The sequence below is a fragment of the Streptomyces sp. NPDC052773 genome (assembly GCF_044547145.1).
Taxonomy (GTDB): Bacteria; Actinomycetota; Actinomycetes; order Streptomycetales; family Streptomycetaceae; genus Streptomyces.
In genome coordinates this window covers 407590-426632 of the sequence record NZ_JBITZX010000001.1, presented here as the reverse complement: position 1 = coordinate 426632, position 19043 = coordinate 407590, and the positions used below count along the sequence as shown (strand labels likewise).

General features: G+C 73.8%; 15 protein-coding genes. 13 read left to right on the top strand and 2 right to left on the bottom strand.

Going from position 1 to position 19043, the window contains the following annotated elements; genetic code table 11:
- Window positions 1–129: 129 nt before the first annotated feature.
- The 3 genes from ACIG0D_RS02050 to ACIG0D_RS02040 are packed head-to-tail and all read left to right on the top strand — an operon-like array spanning window position 130 to window position 3605.
- Window positions 130–1326, top strand: coding sequence for an ROK family protein (locus ACIG0D_RS02050; protein ID WP_399795682.1), 1197 nt, complete (start codon window positions 130–132; stop codon window positions 1324–1326).
- Window positions 1327–1377: 51 nt separating this feature from the next.
- Entirely contained in the window at window positions 1378–2643 is a 1266-nt protein-coding gene (locus tag ACIG0D_RS02045) for a 6-phospho-beta-glucosidase (RefSeq protein ID WP_399795680.1), read from the top strand.
- Window positions 2634–3605, top strand: coding sequence for an N-acetylglucosamine kinase (locus tag ACIG0D_RS02040; protein WP_399795679.1), 972 nt, complete (start codon window positions 2634–2636; stop codon window positions 3603–3605). Before ACIG0D_RS02045 ends, ACIG0D_RS02040 begins: the two co-directional genes overlap by 10 nt.
- A gap of 124 nt (window positions 3606–3729) precedes the next feature.
- Here ACIG0D_RS02040 and ACIG0D_RS02035 read toward each other — a convergent pair whose 3' ends face one another.
- Window positions 3730–4026, bottom strand: a complete 297-nt coding sequence (locus ACIG0D_RS02035) for a DUF6415 family natural product biosynthesis protein (RefSeq protein ID WP_399795678.1) — start codon at window positions 4024–4026, stop codon at window positions 3730–3732.
- Between the two features lie 64 nt (window positions 4027–4090).
- Here ACIG0D_RS02035 and ACIG0D_RS02030 point away from each other — a divergent pair, with 64 nt between their 5' ends.
- The 9 genes from ACIG0D_RS02030 (at window position 4091) to ACIG0D_RS01990 (ending at window position 17497) form a co-directional block, all read left to right on the top strand.
- Window positions 4091–4570: a hypothetical protein gene (locus tag ACIG0D_RS02030; protein ID WP_399795676.1), complete on the top strand. Its 480-nt coding sequence runs from the start codon at window positions 4091–4093 to the stop codon at window positions 4568–4570.
- A gap of 26 nt (window positions 4571–4596) precedes the next feature.
- Window positions 4597–5931, top strand: coding sequence for a hypothetical protein (locus tag ACIG0D_RS02025; protein WP_399795674.1), 1335 nt, complete (start codon window positions 4597–4599; stop codon window positions 5929–5931).
- A 290-nt stretch (window positions 5932–6221) separates the two neighbouring features.
- Complete coding sequence (locus ACIG0D_RS02020; RefSeq protein ID WP_399796338.1) at window positions 6222–7640, top strand: hypothetical protein; 1419 nt, start codon at window positions 6222–6224, stop codon at window positions 7638–7640.
- 10 nt (window positions 7641–7650) lie between these two features.
- Window positions 7651–8658 (top strand): glutamate ABC transporter substrate-binding protein, encoded by a 1008-nt coding sequence (locus ACIG0D_RS02015; RefSeq protein ID WP_399795672.1) that lies wholly within the window; start codon window positions 7651–7653, stop codon window positions 8656–8658.
- 52 nt (window positions 8659–8710) lie between these two features.
- Window positions 8711–10135, top strand: coding sequence for a hypothetical protein (locus ACIG0D_RS02010; protein WP_399795671.1), 1425 nt, complete (start codon window positions 8711–8713; stop codon window positions 10133–10135).
- A complete protein-coding gene (locus ACIG0D_RS02005) occupies window positions 10132–12645 on the top strand; it encodes a tetratricopeptide repeat protein (protein WP_399795669.1) in 2514 nt (837 codons plus the stop codon). The genes ACIG0D_RS02010 and ACIG0D_RS02005 overlap by 4 nt, the downstream gene beginning before the upstream one ends.
- A 3-nt stretch (window positions 12646–12648) precedes the next feature.
- Complete coding sequence (locus ACIG0D_RS02000; protein ID WP_399795668.1) at window positions 12649–14343, top strand: protein phosphatase 2C domain-containing protein; 1695 nt, start codon at window positions 12649–12651, stop codon at window positions 14341–14343.
- A gap of 120 nt (window positions 14344–14463) precedes the next feature.
- Window positions 14464–15810 (top strand): VWA domain-containing protein, encoded by a 1347-nt coding sequence (locus tag ACIG0D_RS01995; protein ID WP_399795667.1) that lies wholly within the window; start codon window positions 14464–14466, stop codon window positions 15808–15810.
- A gap of 82 nt (window positions 15811–15892) precedes the next feature.
- On the top strand, window positions 15893–17497 hold the full coding sequence (locus ACIG0D_RS01990; RefSeq protein WP_399795666.1) for an FHA domain-containing protein: 1605 nt from the start codon (window positions 15893–15895) through the stop codon (window positions 17495–17497).
- 36 nt (window positions 17498–17533) lie between these two features.
- Here ACIG0D_RS01990 and ACIG0D_RS01985 read toward each other — a convergent pair whose 3' ends face one another.
- Complete coding sequence (locus ACIG0D_RS01985; RefSeq protein WP_399795665.1) at window positions 17534–18520, bottom strand: methyltransferase domain-containing protein; 987 nt, start codon at window positions 18518–18520, stop codon at window positions 17534–17536.
- Window positions 18521–18621: 101 nt separating this feature from the next.
- On the opposite strand from ACIG0D_RS01985, the gene ACIG0D_RS01980 reads away from it, so the two are divergent.
- The gene (locus ACIG0D_RS01980) at window positions 18622–19035 is read left to right on the top strand and encodes a globin (RefSeq protein WP_399795664.1); all 414 of its coding nucleotides are present in this window, start codon (window positions 18622–18624) and stop codon (window positions 19033–19035) included.
- Window positions 19036–19043 lie beyond the last annotated feature (8 nt).

Sequence of the window (19043 nt, the reverse complement as noted above, 5' to 3'; positions counted from 1 at the left end):
CCTCGCACGAGGGGCCCTTTCTCTTGACGCCCGGTTCCCGGCCGGACTAGCTTCCCCTCACCCGCCGGAACAGGAAACCTTCCTAACAATCACTGTCCCGGCAGGGGACCGAGCCGGAGAGGGAGACCCATGGCAGGCACCCCGCGCACGCTGCGCGCCATGAACGACCGCGCCGCCCTGGACCTCCTCCTGGAGCACGGCACCCTCTCCCGCACCCGGATCGGCAAGCTCACCGGCCTGTCCAAGCCGACCGCCTCCCAGCTCCTGGCCCGCCTGGAGGCCGCCGGACTGGTCCTGGCGACCGGCACCACCGAGGGGCGTCCCGGCCCGAACGCCCAGCTGTACGCGCTCAACCCGGCCGCCGCCCACGCCGCCGGCCTCGACGTCACCCCCGAGCGCATCCGCGCCGCCGTCGCCGACATCACCGGCCGCACCATCGGCACCCACGAGGTCCCCACCCCCGGGAAGCGCCCGGACCGCCCGGTCGTCCGGCAGGTCACCGACGCCCTCGACGGCGCCCTGAAGGCGGCGGGGCTCACCCGCGACGCCCTCCACCGCCTGGTCATCGGCACCCCCGGCGCCTTCGACCCGAACACCGGCCGCCTGCGCTACGCCTCCCACCTGCCCGGCTGGCACGCGCCCACCCTGCTCGCCGAACTCGCCGCCGCGCTGCCGATGCCCGTCGAGTACGAGAACGACGTCAACCTCGTCGCCGTCGCCGAGCAGCGCCTCGGCGCCGCCCGCGGCCACGAGGACTTCGTCCTGCTGTGGAACCAGGAGGGCCTGGGCGCGGCCCTGGTCCTGGGCGGCCGGCTGCACCGCGGCTGGACCGGCGGCGCCGGCGAGGTCGGCTTTCTGCCGGTGCCGGGCACCCCGCTCGTCCGCCAGGTCACCAAGGCGGGCAGCGGCGGCTACCAGGAGCTGGCCGGCTCCCAGGCCCTGCCGGCCCTGGCCCGCGAGGCCGGTCTGACCGACCTCCCCGGGGGCTCGCACGCCGAGGTCGCCGCCGCCCTGCTGACCCGCGCCGCACGGCACCCCGACGACGACCGCCACCAGCGGCTCCTGCGCGCGTACGCGACCCGCCTCGCCACCGGTCTCGCGTCCCTCGTCTCCGTCCTCGACCCGGAGCTGGTCGTCCTCAGCGGCACCTCCCTCACCTGCGGCGGCGAGCCGCTGCGCGCCCTGGTCCAGGCCGAACTGGCCGAACTGGCGGCGGCCCGCCCCCGCCTGGTCCTCGGCGGCATCACCGAACACCCCGTGCTGCGCGGCGCGCTGGAGCGCGCCCTCGCGACCACCCGCGACGAGGTGTTCGACACCTCGCGCTGAACCGCCGCGCACCCCGACTGGACACTCACCGCAGTGAAGGGCTGGCACCGTATGAAACTCACCGTGGTAGGCGGCGGTTCGACGTACACCCCCGAACTGGTCGACGGCCTCGCCCGGCTCAGGGACACCCTCCCCCTCGACGAACTGGTCCTCGTGGACCCGGCGACGGACCGCCTGGACCTGATCGGCAACCTCAGCCGCCGCATCCTCACCCGCCACGGCCACCACGCCCGCGTCCTGACCACCCCCGACCTCGACAAGGCCGTGGACGGCGCGGACGCGGTCCTCATCCAGCTCCGGGTGGGCGGCCAGGCGGCCCGCGAACAGGACGAGACCTGGCCCCTGACCTGCGGCTGCGTCGGCCAGGAGACCACCGGCGCGGGAGGCCTGGCCAAAGCCCTGCGCACGGTCCCGGTGGTCCTGGACATCGCCGACCGCGTCCGCCGCGCCAACCCCGACGCCTGGCTGATCGACTTCACCAACCCGGTCGGCATCGTCACCCGCGCCCTCCTCCGGGAGGGCCACAGGGCCGTGGGCCTCTGCAACGTCGCGATCGGCCTCCAGCGCAAGTTCGCCGCACTCCTCGGCGTACCTCCCGCCACCGTCCACCTCGACCACGTGGGTCTCAACCACCTCACCTGGGAGACGGCCGTACGCCTGAACGGCCCCGACGGCGAGGACGTCCTCCCCCGCCTCCTCACCACCCACGGCGACACCATCGCCGCCGACCTCCGCCTGCCCCGCGCCCTCCTGGACCGCCTGGGCGTGGTCCCCTCCTACTACCTGCGCTACTACTACGCCCACGACGAGGTCGTACGGGAACTCCGCACGAAACCCTCCCGAGCGGCCGAAGTGGCCGCCATGGAAAGCGAGTTGCTCACCCTCTACGCCGACCCCGCCCTGGACACCAAACCGGACCTGCTCGCCAGGCGCGGCGGCGCCTACTACTCGGAGGCCGCGGTGGACCTGGCCGCGGCCCTCCTGACCGGCACCGGAAGCCCGTACCAGGTGGTCAACACCCTCAACCGGGGCACGCTCCCCTTCCTCCCCGACGACGCGGTCGTCGAAGTCCCCGCCACGGTGACCACCACCGGCCCCGTCCCCCTCCCGGTCCGCCCCGTCTCCCCCCTCTACGCGGGCCTGATGGCCGACGTCACCGCCTACGAGCACCTGGCCCTCGAAGCCGCCCTCCACGGCGGCCGGGACCGGGTCTTCCAGGCCCTCCTCGCCCACCCCCTCATCGGCCAGTACGAGTACGCCGACACCCTCACCGACCAGCTGATCGCACACAACCGGGAGCACCTGGCGTGGGCCTGACCGCACCCGTCCTCGCCATCGACGCGGGCAACAGCAAGACCGACGTCGCCGTCGTCTCCACCGACGGCACCGTCCTGGCCACGGCCCGCGGCGAGGGCTTCCGCCCACCCGCCGTCGGCCTCGACACGGCACTCGCCACCCTCACCACCACGGTCCGCCGGGCCCTCGACACCGCCGGCCTCACCACCGTCGCCCACGTCTCGGCCTGCCTCGCCAACGCCGACCTCCCCGTCGAGGAGGAGACCCTCACCGCCGCCCTGCGCGCCCGCGCCTGGGGCACCACCGTCGAGGTCCGCAACGACACCTTCGCCGTCCTGCGCGCCGGCGTCACCGAACCCCTGGGCGTCGCCGTCGTCTGCGGCGCCGGCATCAACTGCGTCGGCATGCGCCCCGACGGCCGTACGGCCCGCTTCCCCGCGCTCGGCCGCATCTCCGGCGACTGGGGCGGCGGCTGGGGCCTCGCCGAGGAGGCCCTGTTCCACGCGGCCCGCGCGGAGGACGGCCGCGGCGCGCCCACCCGCCTCGCCACCACCCTCCCCGCACACTTCGGCCTCCCCACCATGTACGCCCTCATCGAGGCCCTCCACCTCGGCCACCTCCCACCCGCCCGCCGCCACGAACTCGCCCCCGTCCTCTTCGCCACCGCCGCCTCCGGCGACCCCATCGCCCGCTCCCTCGTCGACCGCCTCGCCGACGAGATCGTCACCATGACCACGGTCGCCCTCACCCGCCTCGACCTCCTCACCGAGCAAACCCCCGTCCTCCTCGGCGGCAGCATCCTCGCCGCACGGCACCCCCGACTGGACGCCCGTATCCGCGCCCTCCTCGCCGAGCAGGCCCCCAAGGCCCAGCCCCAAGTCGTCACCGCACCCCCGGTCCTCGGAGCGGCCCTCCTGGGCCTGGACCACCTGCACGCACCCCCTGAGGCCCAGTCCCGCCTGCAAGCCCACTTCACCGGCTGACCAAGGCGCTGCGGGGCGCAGCGACCGGCAGGCCCAAGACCCGTCCTGGCGGAGGCTTGCGGCCCCCGACGGGACGGGCACCTGGTGGAAGCGACGCTGACCCCGCGGTCGCCGTGGGGCCCCTTTACGCCGGTGCGGTCGGCCGCAGGCTCTCGTAGCGGTCGCAGAGGAAGTCGAGGGCGTAGGCCAGCTCCACGGCGTGAGCAGCCGCCCCATCCGGTCCCGGGTCCACGGTGGCACTCAGCTTCTTGCGCGCTGACCAGACGGCAACCAGTCCGCCGTCGCGCAGCGAGTAGTACTGGGGCAGCTTCCGGGCGGCCCGCTCGACCACGGGAATGATCAGCTCGATGTGGCCGCGCAGCGCACTGGTCAGCAACTCCAGGACCGCGCCGGTCGGCGGCTGGGCGCCGGGACCGATCACGCGGCGGACGTAGCTGTTGCCGGCCTTGAGACAGACGATCCCAACAGCTTCGATCAGGCGGGATATGACAATCTATGACACGGAGTTGATCTTGACTCGTGCGGTGACGATTACAGGCACCCGCAGTACCGGGCACCGAAGCCTTGCGGAGTACGCAACCCTGTTCGCCGACTACCTGCGCCCGTTCGCCGACAGGGCTCACTTCTACATCGGCGGGGCCAGGGGCATCGATTCCCTCACTCTGCTGTGGATCGCCGGCAACACAGCAGCCGACATCACCGTTGTCGTCCCCGGAACCGTGGATCAGCAGCCGGCCGAGGCCCGGCAGGCGATCGCCCGCGCCCGTGACCGCATCAAGGAGATCGTCGAACTCCAGGCGCCGGAACTCGGGTCATCGGCCTACCACGCGCGAAACCGTTGGATGGTCGACCGCAGCAGCATGACGATCGGCTTCCCCAAGGGTGACGACTCCGCCTCTGGTACCTGGCAGACCCTCAACTACACAGCTGATCAGGGAAAGCCCCGCCTGATCGTGCCCGTGTAACCGCTTCTCCGTGCACCATGGACCGTATGGACGACAGGGCCGCAGGAGCGGCAGCGCTCAAGCAGTTGCGGAAGCGGCGCGGCTTGTCCCTCGCCGCCTTCGCCCGCGCGCTCATCACGACCGCTGAGGGCTTGCACCAGCCGCCGCTGCCAGCAGCGTCCAGTGTTCAGCGGTCCGTCGCCCGCTGGGAAGCCACTAAACCCACCATGCCCGACGAACGGCACCAGCTCCTTCTCGCCCACCTCTACGCACGCACACCGGGTGGCGACCTCGCGCTCGGCGCCGGCTCCGACTTCGCTCAGTACCTGGAGGCGCTCGGACTCCTCGGGGAGAGCGAGCGGCGCATCGCCGAACTGCGCACCACGCTGCTGCGCGCGGCGACTGACACCGGCGGCAGCATGCTTGCCCTCCTCGCCCCAGGCGTCCACGTCAGCCTGGCCGCCGCTCTGCACAATCCGGCACGCACCGATGAACAGACCCTGGCCGGACTCGCCTCCGTCGTTGCCGACGTCGACGCCGAGGTCGGCTCGCTGCCGATGGTGCGGCTCCAACTGCTGCTCGCTCCAGCAGTAGAGGCTGCTCGGCGCCTCCTGAGCGGACCCGTACCAGAGCCGCTCATGGCCCGACTTCGGGAGGTGGCGGTCGCCGGCATGACGCTGGCCGGGCGGCTGGCGTTCGAGACGCGAGACGACACCGCCTCGCGTGCCCTGTACGCAGAGGCGTCGCAGGAGGCGGGAAAGCTCGCTGAGCCGTGGCGGCTAGCCAGCGTCCACATGAGCCACGCGCTGACCAACTTGTATGCCAGGCGGGGGCTTGACGAAGCGCGGCGACTGGTCGACGAAGCCGTCCGCGCTGCACGCACCGGCCAGAGCACACTGGTGCGAGCCCGAGCCCACGCCCTCCAGGCCGAGCTGGCAGCGCGCGCCGGGCACAAGCGGCAAGCTCAGGCCGCGCTCGGGCTCGCCTGGTACGACATGGAAGCCGATCACGCGGGTGACCCTGCGCCGACAAGCTTCTCGCCCGGCCACCTGCGCGGATTCGAGGGCGTATGCGAGCTGTTCGTCGGTGACCCGTCGGAGGCTCATGACCGGTTCGCCCGGTCAGCATCCACCCTGTCGGCTCCCAGGGAGCGGGTGCAGCAGACGATCGTCAAGACCGACCAGGCGCTCGCCCGCATCGGGCTCGATGAACCGGAGGCTGCCGCCGACCTGCTACACGACTGCGTGGACGCGGCGTCCGCTACGGGCGGTCGGGTGCCGGCACTTCGCCTGAGAAGGGCGCGGCAGGAGCTGAGGCCGTGGCGGCGGGAGGACTGGGTGGCAGACCTCGATGACCACCTCATGGACGCCCTCGGCGCCTGATCGGCCGTCCACAGCAGGCCTGCGCGCGGCAGACACACTGGCGGTTACCGCTCCAGCGCGGTGGCGCGCTTCTCCAGCCCCCGATCCCGATCGGAACCGATCCACCCCCACCGGCGTATTCACTGCAAGGGGAGAGGCACACGACCGCACACTGCACTGCGCCGCACCGCGCCGCACCGCGCCGCACCGCGCTGCGATCCGATCAAGATCGAGCCGCACCCGGTGCGGATGTCAGCCCGGGCAGCGATACTTGCGGCGACAGATGACCATGGGGGAGGTCAAGCGTGAGCGTGACAAACACGCCGAACGGCACCCGCACCGCGGCACCACCACCACAACAGCCACCACCGTCACAACCGTCCCCGCCCTCACCCCTCCTCCCCGCCCGCCGCACCGCCTTCGCGGAAGGCTGGGACCACCTCCGCACCGCCGCCACCACGGAACCCGGCCGCCTCCGCATCATCGGCGCCGTCCTGGCCGGCCTCGTCCTCGCCTTCGGCACCGTCACCGCCTGGCAGACCACCACCCGCACCGCCGCCGCCGACGACGTCCTCCACAGCAGCCGGCCCCTCACCTCCGCCGCGGCCGACATCTACCGCTCCCTCGCGGACGCGAACACCGCCGCGTCCAGCGGCTTCCTCGCCGGCGGCCAGGAATCCAAGGAGACCCGCGACCGCTACGAGAGAGACATCCGCACGGCCGCCGCCAAACTCGTCACCGCCGCGAACAGCAGCGACCCGGACTCCCCCTCCGCCCGCACCATCGCGAAGCTGAACAAGCTCCTCCCGGAGTACAAGGGCCTCATCGAACGCGCCCGCGCCAACAACCGCCAGGGCTACCCCCTCGGCGGCGCCTACCTGCGCCACGCGAACAACACGATGCAGACCCAGATGCTCCCGGCTGCCGAGGCCCTCTACATCTCCGAGAGCCGCCGCCTGCGCGCCGACTACGCCGACGCCACCCCCTACCCCTGGGCCGCCATCGCCCTCGGCGCCACCACCCTCGCCGCCCTCGCCTGGGCCCAGCACCGCACGTACCGCCGCACGAACCGCGTCCTGAACCACGGCCTGGTCGCCGCCACCGCGGCCACCACGGTCGCCCTCCTGTGGCTGACCGTCGGCCACAGCGTCGCCCGCGCCGGCCTGAACGACTCCTACGACCACGGCGTCCGCTCCCTCGACGTCCTGCACGAGGCACGCATCGCGTCCCTCAAGGCCCGCGGCAACGAGAACCTGACCCTGGTCAACCGCGGCGCGGAGACCGTCGAGGTCGAACCGGGCAAGTTCGACGACAAGTTCGACGTGGCGTACCGGGCGTCGATGAAGGATCTGGCCGAGGGCCTGGCGGAGGCCGCCGCCCTCGCCGACGACGACACGGGCAAGGCCCCGGTACGCGCCGCCACCGGCAACATGGACGTCTGGCAGGACCGTCACCGGCAGGCCCGCAAGGCCGACGACGCGGGCGACTACCAGACGGCCCTGGACAGGATCATCGGCGCGAAGAGCAAGCAGCCGACCGGCGAGTGCTTCGACAGCGTCGACCGTAACCTCCAGACGGCGATCGCCCACGAGGAACGGGAGTTCGAGCAGGCGGCCGGCGACGGCAGGGACGCGCTGACGGGCCTGGCGGCCGGCGCCGCGGTCCTCGCCGTACTGGGCGCGGCCGGCGCACTGCTGGGCATCGGCCGCAGGCTGTCGGAGTACCGGTGAAGGGACGACGATGACCACCGGAAAGACAAAGGGCTGGGGCGGCGTGGCCGCCATGGCACTCGTCTGCGCCCTGACCCTCACCCTCGCCCTGCTCCTCCCCCACACCCAGGACAACCGCACCGCCGCCACCACAACCGGCCAGGGCGCCCGCACCACGGAAGCCACCCTCGCCAGGGCGGACGACTGCGAGGATCCGGAAGACCGGAGCCTCCCCCCGTCCACCGCCGAGGGCGAAGCCGTCGCCGCCATCAAGCAGCGCGGCTACCTCTCCGTCGGCGTGGACCAGAACAGCTACCGCTGGGGCTACCGCAACCCGAACAGCACGGCGAAGACGGTCGAGCTGGAGGGCTTCGACATCGACCTCGCCCGCCGCATCGCCGAAGAGCTCCTCGGCGACCCGAACCGCATCCGCTTCAAGGCGATCCCCACCAACCAGCGCGTCCCGGCGATCAAGAGCGGCCAGGTCGACATGGTGGTCCGCACGATGACGATCACCTGCGCCCGCCTGAAGGAAGTCGCCTTCTCCGCCCCGTACTTCCTCACCGGCCAGCAGGTCCTCGCCCCCAACTCCTCCCCCGTGGACGGCTACGACGACACCCTCGCCGGCAAGCGGATCTGCTCGGCCAAGGGTTCGACGGCGTACGAGAAGCTGGCCGAGGACCGCGAGACCGGCGACCTGCCCGCCTCCGCCGACATCTCCACGACCGTCCCCAACCAGCTCGACTGCCTGGTCCGTCTCCAACTCGGCGAGGTGGACGCGGTGGTGACGGACAGCGCCCTCGCCGCGAGCCAGGCCGCGCAGGACCCGTCGGTGGAACTCAAGGGCAAGCGCTTCACGACCGAGTACTACGGCGTGGCGATGAAGAAGGAAGCCCCGGATCTGGTACGCCGGGTCAACCGCATACTGGCGGACTACCGCACGGACGGCGGATGGAAGGCGTCGTACGACAAGTGGCTGTCGCCGACGCTGGGTAGGGACTCGGAGTCGGCTACCCCGCCGACGCCGGACTACGAGTAGCGAAGCACCGGCAACCGCCGCAACCCCCCAACCAGCAAGCGAGAGGTGATCGATGGGCGTCACGGGAACCTCCGGTCCGGTCATGGACAGGGACGAGGTGGACCGTGCGCTGGCGCGGCTCGGCGCGGAGCACGAGGCCATAGAGACCTCGCTGCTCGCCCTTCAGGACCACGCGGGCCGCCGCCTGCTGGAGGGCGCCGAACTGACGGGCGTCACCAAGGAGCGCTGGGCGGCGACGGAGGCGTCGATCAGCCTGCTGTGGACGTACTTCGACGCCTACACGGACGCGTTGCGCACCGCCCGCGAGATCCGCGCCCGCCGCCGCTGGTCCAGCCGCGAGGACCTGGTGGCCCTCACGGAGCTGCTGCGCGGCGAGTCCGTCACGGTCGCGGGCGGCGAGCCCGCCCGCCTCACCACCCGCTACTCCCTGGCCGCGCTCGTGGACCGGATGAACGAGCTGTACGCGGCCTCGCTGGACATGGTGGTGGCCGCGGACGCGGTGTGGTCCGCGCTGCCCGCCCGGATCGACTTACTGGCCGCCGAACTCCAGCGCACCCGCACCCTCGCCCACTCCGTCGGCGTCCGCCCCGGCGAGCACCCGTCCGGTGACGACCTGGAGCGCATCACCCGCACCCTGACGAAGCTGCGCGAGCAGGTGGTGTCCGACCCGCTGGCGTTCTGGAAGCCCGCCGAGGGCAGCTCCGCGCCCGGCGGCGGCAAACCGGACACCACGGTGTACGACCGGGAGGCGCGCGCCCTGGAGGAGGTGCGCCGGGAGATCGACGCGGTCCTCACCGTCCGCCAGGACGCCGAGCAGCGCCTGATCAGGCTGCGGGACGTGCTGTCCCGTGCCGACCGCACCCTCGCCGAGGCCCGCACGGCGCGCGTCGAGGTCCTGGCGAAGATCGCCGCCACGGAGGTGCCGGTGGTCAGCGGCCCGCCGACCGCGCTCCAGGAGCAGCTGGCGACCGCCGCCGAGTACCGCAGAACGGCACAGTGGCACCGCCTCTCCCCGCTCCTGGAGTCGCTGGAGCAGAAGGCGGAGGAGGAACTGCTGCGCGCCCGCGAGTCGTTGACGGCGGTCACCGCGCCGCTCGCGGTCCGCGCGGAGCTGCGCGGCCGGCTCGACGCGTACAAGGCGAAGGTGGCCCGGCACGGCCTGGCGGAGGACCCGCTGCTGGTGGAGCGGTACGACGCGGCGCGCCGCATGCTGTGGAGCGCGCCGTGCGACCTGCGCGTCGCCGAGCAGGCGGTCCTGCGCTACCAGCAGGCGGCGGCCGAACTCCTCGGCACCCCGCGGGTACCGGGCCGGGCCGGCCCCGAGGACCGCGGCAGCGACTCCACGACGTACCGCCCGGATCCCGCGACGCACGGCCTGGCCCCGGGAACACACCGGCCGGATCCCGCGACGCACCGGACGGACCCCGCCGCCCACGGCCGGGACCCAGGGCCACACAGGGGGGACTCTTCGGCATGACCCAGGCACCACGCACCTGCCAGCGCCCCGGCTGCGGCGGCGCGTACGAGGACGTCGGCGGCGGCGAACTGTACTGCGACACGTGCGGTCTCGCCCCGGTCGTGTCGCCGACCGGCATGGTCGGCTCGCCGCCCACCGGGGTGACCGCCGGCGGCAAGGGCTCGGCGGGCAGCGGCAGCGCCCGCTCGGCCCGCTCCGGCAGCCGGGGCAGCTCGCGTACGTCGTCGCAGTCGTCGAAGTCCCGCCGCTCGGTGTCGGGCCGCCTCTCGCGCTCCGTGTCGGGCAGCGCCTCCAACCGCTCGGTGTCGGTGCGCGGTTCGGGCTCCACCTCGGCCTCCAGCGGCCGGGGACGGCTGGGCGCGGGTCTGGTGCAGGTGCCGGCGGTGCCGCGGCCCGACCCGCGGGCGATGGTGCTGGCGAACCCGGAGGTGCCGGAGCGCAAGCGGTTCTGCTCCCGCGCGGACTGCGGTGCGCCGGTGGGCCGTTCGCGCGGCGACCGCCCGGGCCGTACGGAGGGGTTCTGCACCAAGTGCGGCCACCCGTACTCGTTCGTGCCGAAGCTGCGGGCGGGCGACATCGTGCACGGCCAGTACGAGGTGGCGGGCTGTCTCGCGCACGGCGGCCTCGGCTGGATCTACCTCGCCGTGGACCGCGCGGTCTCCGACCGCTGGGTGGTCCTCAAGGGCCTGCTGGACACCGGCGACCAGGACGCGATGGCGGCGGCGATCTCGGAGCGCCGCTTCCTCGCGGAGATCGAGCACGCCAACATCGTGCGGATCTACAACTTCGTCGAGCACCTGGACCAGCGCACCGGCTCCCTCGACGGCTACATCGTCATGGAGTACGTCGGCGGCAAGTCCCTCAAGGAGATCGCCAACGCCCGCCGCACCCCCGACGGGCGCCGCGCCCCGCTGCCGGTCGAACAGGCCTGCGCGTACGGCATCGAGGCCCTGGAGGCCCTCGGCCACCTGCACAGCCGCAACCTGCTCTACTGCGACTTCAAGGTCGACAACGCCATTCAGACCGAGGACCAGCTCAAGCTGATCGACATGGGCGCGGTGCGCCGCATGGACGACGACGAGTCGGCGATCTACGGCACGGTCGGCTACCAGGCGCCGGAGGTCGCCGAGGCCGGCCCGTCGGTGGCGTCCGACCTGTACACGGTGGGCCGCACCCTCGCCGTCCTCACCTTCGACTTCCAGGGCTACACCAACGTCTACGCCGACTCCCTGCCCGACCCCGACACCATCGAGGTCTTCCGGCAGTACGAGTCCTTCTACCGCCTCCTGGTCCGCGCCACCGACCCCGACCCGGCCCGCAGGTTCGCCTCCGCGCAGGAGATGGCGGAGCAGCTGACGGGTGTCCTGCGCGAGGTCGTCTCCCTCCAGACCGGCCGGGCGCGCCCGGCGCTGTCGACCCTGTTCGGCCCGGAACTGCGGGTCACGGACACGGAGTTGTTCCCGCCGCCGGCCGGCGAGGTGTCGCGCCTGGGGGCGCGCGCGACCGGCCCTGGGCGCACCCGGAACGCCACCACGCCGCCACCCCTCCAGGGAGGGGCACCGTCCCTGGTCAAGCCGGTGCCGACGGCCGCCGCCGCGCTCGCGCTGCCGATCCCGCACGTGGACCCCGGCGACCCCAACGCCGGTTTCCTGGCGGGTCTGCTGACGTCCGCGCCGGCCGAGCTGACCGCCGCGCTGACCGCCGTACCGGCGCAGACGACGGAGACCAGGCTGCGCCAGGTCCGCGCGTGGCTGGAGAACGGGGACACGGCGACCGCGCTGACCGTGCTGACCGCGCTGGAGGAGGAACGTCCCGACGACTGGCGGGTGGTCTGGTACCGGGGCGTCGCCTCGCTGGTGACCGGCGACCACGAGGGCGCGGCGCTCGCCTTCGACGCGATCTACGACGCGTTCCCCGGCGAGACCGCGCCCAAGCTCGCCCTCGCCCTGTGCGCGGAGGTGCTGGGCCAGCTGGACAACGCGGCCGAGTACTACCGCCTGGTGTGGTCGACCGAACCGAGCTGTGTGAGCGCCGCGTTCGGCCTGGCCCGCGTGCAGCTCGCCACCGGCGACCGGCGGGCCGCCGTCCGCACGCTGGAGTCCGTCCCGGAGGCGTCCATCCACTACACGGCCGCCCGCGTGGCCGCGGTCCGCGCCCGGCTGCGGCAGCGCACGGCCACCGCCGCCGACGTACCCTTCCTCGAGGACCTGACCGCCGCCGCGGGTCAGGTCGAGGCGCTCGACGCGTACGGTCTGGATCCGACGCGGCGCGAGCAGTTGGCCACGGAAGTGCTCGGCAGTGCCCTGGACTGGATACTCTCCGGTGGCCAGGGTTCCGTCCCTCCTGCCGCCACGGGACGGACGCTGCTCGGCAGCGACCTGGACGAACGGGGCCTGCGTTTCGGCCTGGAGCGTTCGTACCGCACGCTGGCGCGGCTGGCGAGGGGCGGCGAGGAGAGGATCGACCTGGTGGAACGTGCCAATCGTTACCGCCCCCGGACGTGGGTGTAGTTGATGTCGCAGATGCCGCCCCGGCAGGCCGCCCTGACGCAGTGCCCGAGCTGCGCGGAACCGCTGGAACAGGGGGACCGTTTCTGCGGTGCCTGCGGATACGACCTGTCGGCCGTACCGCCGCGCCCGCAGGCCGGCCCGCCCCCGGCCCCGCCCGCTCCCCCGGGCCTCGCGGAGGCCCCGCTCCCCTCCGGGTACGCCCCGCCGGCGGGCACGGGCTCCCCGCCGCCCACCGGATACGGCCCCGCACCCGCCCCCAACGCCTCCACCGGCGCCCCGGGCGCCCCCGGCGTGCCCGGGGTCCCCGCGCCTGCCGTCAACAGCCCGACGCCTTACGGGAACACGGCGACGCCCCCTGCGCCTCCCGCGCCGCCGGCCCAGGCCCCGGTGCCCCCCGCGCCCCCGGCGCACGCCCCGGCACCTCCGGCACCCCCGGTGACCGGCGCCGTCCCGTACCAGGCCACGCCCGCCGACTGGGCCGTCACCCCGTCGGACACCCCCGGCACCGCGGGCGTGCACGCCCCCGACGCCCAGGCCCCCGCCGCCCCCGCCGCCCCCGCCGCCCCTGCGACGGCCGTTCCCCACGGCGAGGACCCGACCCTCGGCATCCGCTTCGACCATCGCGCCTCGGCCCAGCCCGACGAGCCGGCCGAGCCCGCCACCTCAGCCGAGTCGGCCGTACCCGCCGCACCCACCTCGCCCGGCGAGCCCGACGAGTACCCCCTCCAGGCCCCGGACCCGCGCGTGTCCGAACGCGCCGCCGCCGTACCCTCCGCCGACCCCGCCAAGCTGTGCGTCGCCTGCCGCGCCGGCCGGGTCGACGACGACGGCTACTGCGAGAACTGCGGTCACGCCCAGCCCCGCGAACGCGACCACATGGAGGAGGAGAACGGCCCGGTCGCCGCCGTCAGCGACCGCGGTCTGCGCCACCACCGCAACGAGGACGCCTTCGCGATCGGCACCACCGCGCTGCCCGACGGCTCCCCCGCCGCCGTGGCGATCGTCTGCGACGGCGTGTCCTCGGCGACCCGCCCGGACGACGCCTCGCTCGCCGCGTCCCGCGCGGCGAGCGCCGCGCTGCTCGCCGCGCTGCCGCACGGCACCCACCCGCAGCAGGCCATGCACGAGGCGATCGTCGCCGCCTCCCACGCGGTCAACGCCCTGGCCCACGAGCCCGCCACGGCCCGCGAGCAGGCCCCGCACCAGAACGCCCCGGCGTGCACCCTGGTCGGCGCGGTGGTCACCAACGGTCTGCTGGTGGTCGGCTGGGTCGGCGACAGCCGCGCCTACTGGGTCCCCCTGGACCGCACCGCGCCCGCGGCCCGCCTCACCGAGGACGACTCCTGGGCCGCGCAGATGGTCGCCGCGGGCCTGATGAACGAGGCCGAGGCGTACGCCGACGAGCGCGCCCACGCGATCACCGGCTGGCTCGGCGCGGACGCCTACGAACTGGAGCCGCACACCGCCGCGTTCAAGCCGGACCGCCCCGGCGTCGTGATCGTCTGCACGGACGGCCTGTGGAACTACGCGGAGGCCGCCGAGGACATGGCCGGCGTCCTCCCCCTCGACGCCGCCGCCCGCCCGCTGCACAGCGCCCGCGTCCTGGTCGGTCACGCGCTCGACGGCGGGGGCCACGACAACGTAACAGTGGCCGTCCTGCCGTTCCCGGCCCCGCCGCAGGGGGCAGGATCCGCCTGAGGCGTCGAGCGGGACGGGGAAGCCGCGCGCGACGGGGACGCCTCGACGGACCGGAGGGGACCGGTCCGGCCAGAGCCGTGACCCCGCTCCGGCGGGGTACCAAGGGGGATTCGAGTACGCATGGCCAAATTGTCGAAGTCCAACGTGCCGCAGTTCTCGGTCGACGTGTACCAGAACGAGTACCTCCCGGAGGGCGGCCGGGAGGTCAACGCGATCGTCACGGTGACCGCGACCGGCGGCGGCACCATCGGCGGCGCCGTCACCGCACCCCACCTGTACGCGCCCGGCCAGGGCCCGTCCGCGGCCGTGGCGATCATGGTCGACTGCTCGGGCTCGATGGACTACCCGCCGGCCAAGATGCGCAACGCCCGGGACGCGACCGCCGCCGCGATCGACACCCTGCGCGACGGAGTGCACTTCGCGGTGGTCGGCGGCACCCATGTGGCCAAGGAGGTCTACCCGGGCGGCGGGCGGCTCGCGACCGCGAGCCCCACCACCCGTGAACAGGCCAAGCAGGCCCTGCGCAAGCTGAGCGCGGGCGGCGGCACCGCCATAGGCACCTGGCTGCGCCTCGCCGACCGGCTGCTGTCCTCCGCGGACGTGGCCATCCGCCACGGCATCCTGCTCACCGACGGCCGCAACGAACACGAGTCGCCGCAGGACCTGAAGTCCGCCCTGGACGCCTGCGCCGGACGGTTCACCTGTGACGCCCGCGGCGTCGGTACCGACTGGGAAGTGAAAGAAGTCACAGGGATCGCCTCCGCGCTGCTCGGCAGCGCCGACATCGTCGCCGATCCGGCCGGTCTCGCCGCCGACTTCACGCGGATGATGGAGACGGCGATGGGCAAGGAGGTCGCGGACGTCGCGCTGCGGCTGTGGACGCCGGTCGGCACCACCATCAGGTTCGTCAAGCAAGTGGCGCCGACGGTCGAGGACTTGACCGACCGCCGCACCGAGGCCGGCCCGCGCGCCGGGGACTACCCCACCGGTTCCTGGGGGGACGAGTCGCGTGACTACCACATCTGTGTGGCGGTTCCCCCCGCGAACATCGGCCAGGAGATGCTGGCGGCCCGGGCCTCCCTGGTGATCCCGCAACCCGACGGCGGCGCGCAGAACCTCGGCGCCCAGGGTCTCGTACGGGCCGTCTGGACCGACGACATGGCCGCCTCGACGTCGATCAACCCCCAGGTCGCCCACTACACCGGCCAGGCCGAACTCGCCCAGGTCATCCAGGAAGGGCTCGATCTGCGCAAATCCGGAGACATCGACGGAGCAACGGCCAAACTGGGCCGCGCCGTTCAGCTCGCCGGCGCCTCCGGAAACGCGGATACCGCGAAACTCCTTGCGAAGGTGGTGGACGTGGTCGATGCCGCGACAGGTACTGTGCGACTGAAGGCGAAGGTCGCGGAGGCCGACGAGATGACGCTCGAGACTCGGTCCACCAAGACTGTTCGTGTAAAGAAGTGACGTAAACAGGAACGAGCCTGACCCCTCGGGGTTGGAGAAATCCGGTCAGAGCGGCCGGAAAAGGAGAGGGGGAAGCGCCGACATGCCGACCTGCCCGAACGGACACCAGTCGGGTTCCGACGACTGGTGCGAGGTCTGCGGTCACCGCATGGCCGGAGCCGTACCCCCGCCCCCGCCCCCGCCGCCTCCGGGTGGTGGCGGATACGGCTTCCCGCCGCCCGCGCCCGGCGCGACCGGCCGCCCGGCCACCGCGCCGAGCCCCCAGCCGGAGCTCTGCCCGCAGTGCCGCACGCCCCGCGAGGGCGGCGCGCCGTTCTGCGAGGAGTGCCGGTGGAACTTCCTGACCAACACCGCGACCTCGTACACCCCGGCCGCGCCGTCCGCCCCGCGCCCGCCGGCGCCCGGCCCCGGCCAGGGTCCGGGCCCGGACCCGCGTTTCCAGCGGCCCCCCGGTCCGCCGTCGTACGGCGGCACGGACCAGTACGAGTACCAGGGCTCCCGTCCGTCCCAGGTGAACCGCCCCGCGGAGCCGATCCCTCCGGGCGGCCCGGGCTTCGGCGGTGAGCAGGGCGGTCCCGCGGGCGGCCCCGGCGGTCCGGGCGGCCCCGGCATGCCGCCCAGGCCCGGTGGACCGGGTGGTCCCGGCGGCCCCGGCGGCCCGGGTGGGCCCGGTGGATTCCCCGCCCCCGGCGGACCGGGCGCGCACGGCGCCCCTTCCGGACCCGGTGGTCCCGGCGGGCCCGGCGCTCCGGGCGGCCCCGGTCAGCCCGGCGGCCCCTTCGGTGAGCGTCCCGGCGGCCCCTCCCCCGTGCCCGGCCAGGGCGGTCCGCCGCCCGGCTTCGGCGCGGACCCCTCGCGTCCGGTCCCGCCGCCGCCCGGCCCGTCCGGCGGTCCCGGCGGTCCCGGTGGCCCGGGTGGTCCCGGCGCGGCGGGCGGCGCCCCGCAGGCATTCCACCAGCCGGGCCCCGGCGGCCCGGGTGCGCCCGGTGGCCCCGGCGGCCAGTCCTTCGGCGGCGGTGACGACTGGGTGATCTCCCCGCCGTCCACGCCCGACCCCGGCGCCCAGCCGAACGGCCCGGGCGGCCACGGCGGCCACGGCGCACCCGGCGGTCCCCAGAGCCACGGCGGCCCCGGCGCACCCGGCGGTCCCCAGAGCCACGGCGGGCACGGCGGCCCCGGCGGACCGGGTGCTCCCGCCCAGCCCGGCGGCGGCTACGGCTACCCCCACCCCGGCGCGACCCAGGCCCCGCCCCCGCCCGCACCGCCCGCCCCGCAGGGCCCGGTGACCTGGACGGCGACGATCGGTCCGGACCGCGAGTACTTCATGGCGATGATGCAGCGCTCCGGCCCCGAGGCCGCGGGCCTGAACCTGCCCGCGTACTCACCGGAGCAGCGGCGCACCCTCACCGGCAACCAGGTCACCATCGGCCGTCGCCGCCACTCCACCGGTGACACCCCGGACATCGACCTGTCGGTGCCGCCGGAGGACCCGGGCGTCTCGCACCAGCACGCGGTGCTGGTGCAGCAGCCGGACGGCAGCTGGGCGATCGTCGACCAGAACTCGACCAACGGCACCACGGTCAACGGCGCCGAGGAGCCGATCCAGCCGTTCGTGCCGGTGCCGCTCCAGGACGGCGACCGGGTGCACGTGGGCGCCTGGACGACGATCACGATCCGCCGCGGCTGACGCGGCTGGACCCGGCCGACGCCCGGGCGGGACGGCTCACCCCGGAAGGGGCCAGGCGTACGGCCCCTCCGGGTCGTCCAGCCACGCCCACTCGCCGTCGCCGGTGACGGTGATGCCGTAGCGGTCGCGGCGCGGCCGGCCCTCGCGCTCCCACAGCGCGTACGCCTCCTGCGGGTCGAGGCTGCCCCGGGTCAGCGCGAACAGGAACCGGAACAGGTCGTCCTCCCGGCCGCGGCGCGGCACCGCGCCCAGTCCGGCCGGTTCCGCGTCGCTCGGTCCGCCGCCGCGCAGCGGCACGAAGTAGGCCGGGGAGTCCAGGAACCGCCCCTCGGCCTGCCCGCCCTCGCCGACCGTCAGCAGCACCAGGCCGGTGGCGAGCGGGGTGAGGATCCGGCCGCCGGGACGGCACTGGTCGAGCCAGGCGCGCGGGATCGACGGCAGCGCGCAGGTCGCGATGATCCGGTCGAAGGGCGCCCGCTCCGGCACCCCGCGCGCGCCGTCCCCGGTGACGACCACGGGGTGGTATCCGGCGGTGTCCAGATGGCGCCGGGCGGACTCGGTGATCTCCGGCTCCAGGTCGATGGTGGTGACGAGATCGTCGTCGCCGAGCCGGTGCGCGAGCAGGGCCGCGTTGTAGCCGCTGCCGGCGCCGATCTCCAGCACCCGGTCGCCGTCCTCGACGCCGAGCGCGGCCAGCATCAGCGCCATGAGGGAGGGCTGGCTGCTGGAGGACAGCAGCTGGCCGTCGCGCAGCCGGGTGGCCAGCGGTTCGTCGGCGTACGCGCCCTTCATCCAGCGTTCCCGCGCCTGCGGGTCGGGGTGTTCGCCCCAGCGGCGTTCGTATCCGCCGAGGACGCCGACGTAGTAGTAGGGGACGAACAGATGCCGGGGCACCGCCGCGAACACGTCCCGCCACACCGGGTCCGCGGTCCAGGCGCCGCTCGCCTCGATCTCCCGCACCAGCGCGGCCCGCGCCGAGACGGCGAGTGCTTCCAGGTCCTTGTCGAGAGCGTGCGCACCCATACGTCCACTGTGCTGCGCATCACAGCGAGAGGCGAGCACGCCAGGTGGCGAGGGTGCGGGCGGTCCTAAGCCTTCCGTCCTCGGTCGCCGCGTCTGAGAGCATGGAGGGCGTGAATGAGATTCGGCGTGGCACGCTTCAGGAGCAGACCTTCTACGAGCAGGTCGGCGGGGAGGAGACCTTCCGTCGGCTCGTCCACCGTTTCTACGAGGGAGTCGCCGAGGACCCGATCCTGCGGCCGATGTATCCCGAGGAGGACCTGGGCCCCGCGGAGGAGCGGCTGACGCTCTTCCTGATCCAGTACTGGGGCGGTCCGACCACGTACAGCGAGAACCGCGGCCACCCGCGGCTGCGGATGCGCCACGCCCCGTTCACGGTCGACCGCGCGGCGCACGACGCCTGGCTGAAGCACATGCGGGTCGCCGTGGAGGAACTCGGCCTGTCCGAGGAGCACGAGCACACGCTGTGGAACTACCTGACGTACGCGGCGGCGTCGATGGTGAACACAGCGGGCTGAGCCACCTC

Bases quoted from the DNA above. Each gene is read 5' to 3' on its own strand.
- ACIG0D_RS02050 (WP_399795682.1), top strand. From the start codon at position 130: ATGGCAGGCACCCCGCGCACGCTGCGCGCCATGAACGACCGCGCCGCC.
- ACIG0D_RS02045 (WP_399795680.1), top strand. From the start codon at position 1,378: ATGAAACTCACCGTGGTAGGCGGCGGTTCGACGTACACCCCCGAACTG.
- ACIG0D_RS02030 (WP_399795676.1), top strand. From the start codon at position 4,091: ATGACAATCTATGACACGGAGTTGATCTTGACTCGTGCGGTGACGATT.
- ACIG0D_RS02025 (WP_399795674.1), top strand. From the start codon at position 4,597: ATGGACGACAGGGCCGCAGGAGCGGCAGCGCTCAAGCAGTTGCGGAAG.
- ACIG0D_RS02015 (WP_399795672.1), top strand. From the start codon at position 7,651: ATGACCACCGGAAAGACAAAGGGCTGGGGCGGCGTGGCCGCCATGGCA.
- ACIG0D_RS02010 (WP_399795671.1), top strand. From the start codon at position 8,711: ATGGGCGTCACGGGAACCTCCGGTCCGGTCATGGACAGGGACGAGGTG.
- ACIG0D_RS02005 (WP_399795669.1), top strand. From the start codon at position 10,132: ATGACCCAGGCACCACGCACCTGCCAGCGCCCCGGCTGCGGCGGCGCG.
- ACIG0D_RS02000 (WP_399795668.1), top strand. From the start codon at position 12,649: ATGTCGCAGATGCCGCCCCGGCAGGCCGCCCTGACGCAGTGCCCGAGC.
- ACIG0D_RS01995 (WP_399795667.1), top strand. From the start codon at position 14,464: ATGGCCAAATTGTCGAAGTCCAACGTGCCGCAGTTCTCGGTCGACGTG.
- ACIG0D_RS01990 (WP_399795666.1), top strand. From the start codon at position 15,893: ATGCCGACCTGCCCGAACGGACACCAGTCGGGTTCCGACGACTGGTGC.
- ACIG0D_RS01985 (WP_399795665.1), bottom strand. From the start codon at position 18,520: ATGGGTGCGCACGCTCTCGACAAGGACCTGGAAGCACTCGCCGTCTCG.
- ACIG0D_RS01980 (WP_399795664.1), top strand. From the start codon at position 18,622: ATGGAGGGCGTGAATGAGATTCGGCGTGGCACGCTTCAGGAGCAGACC.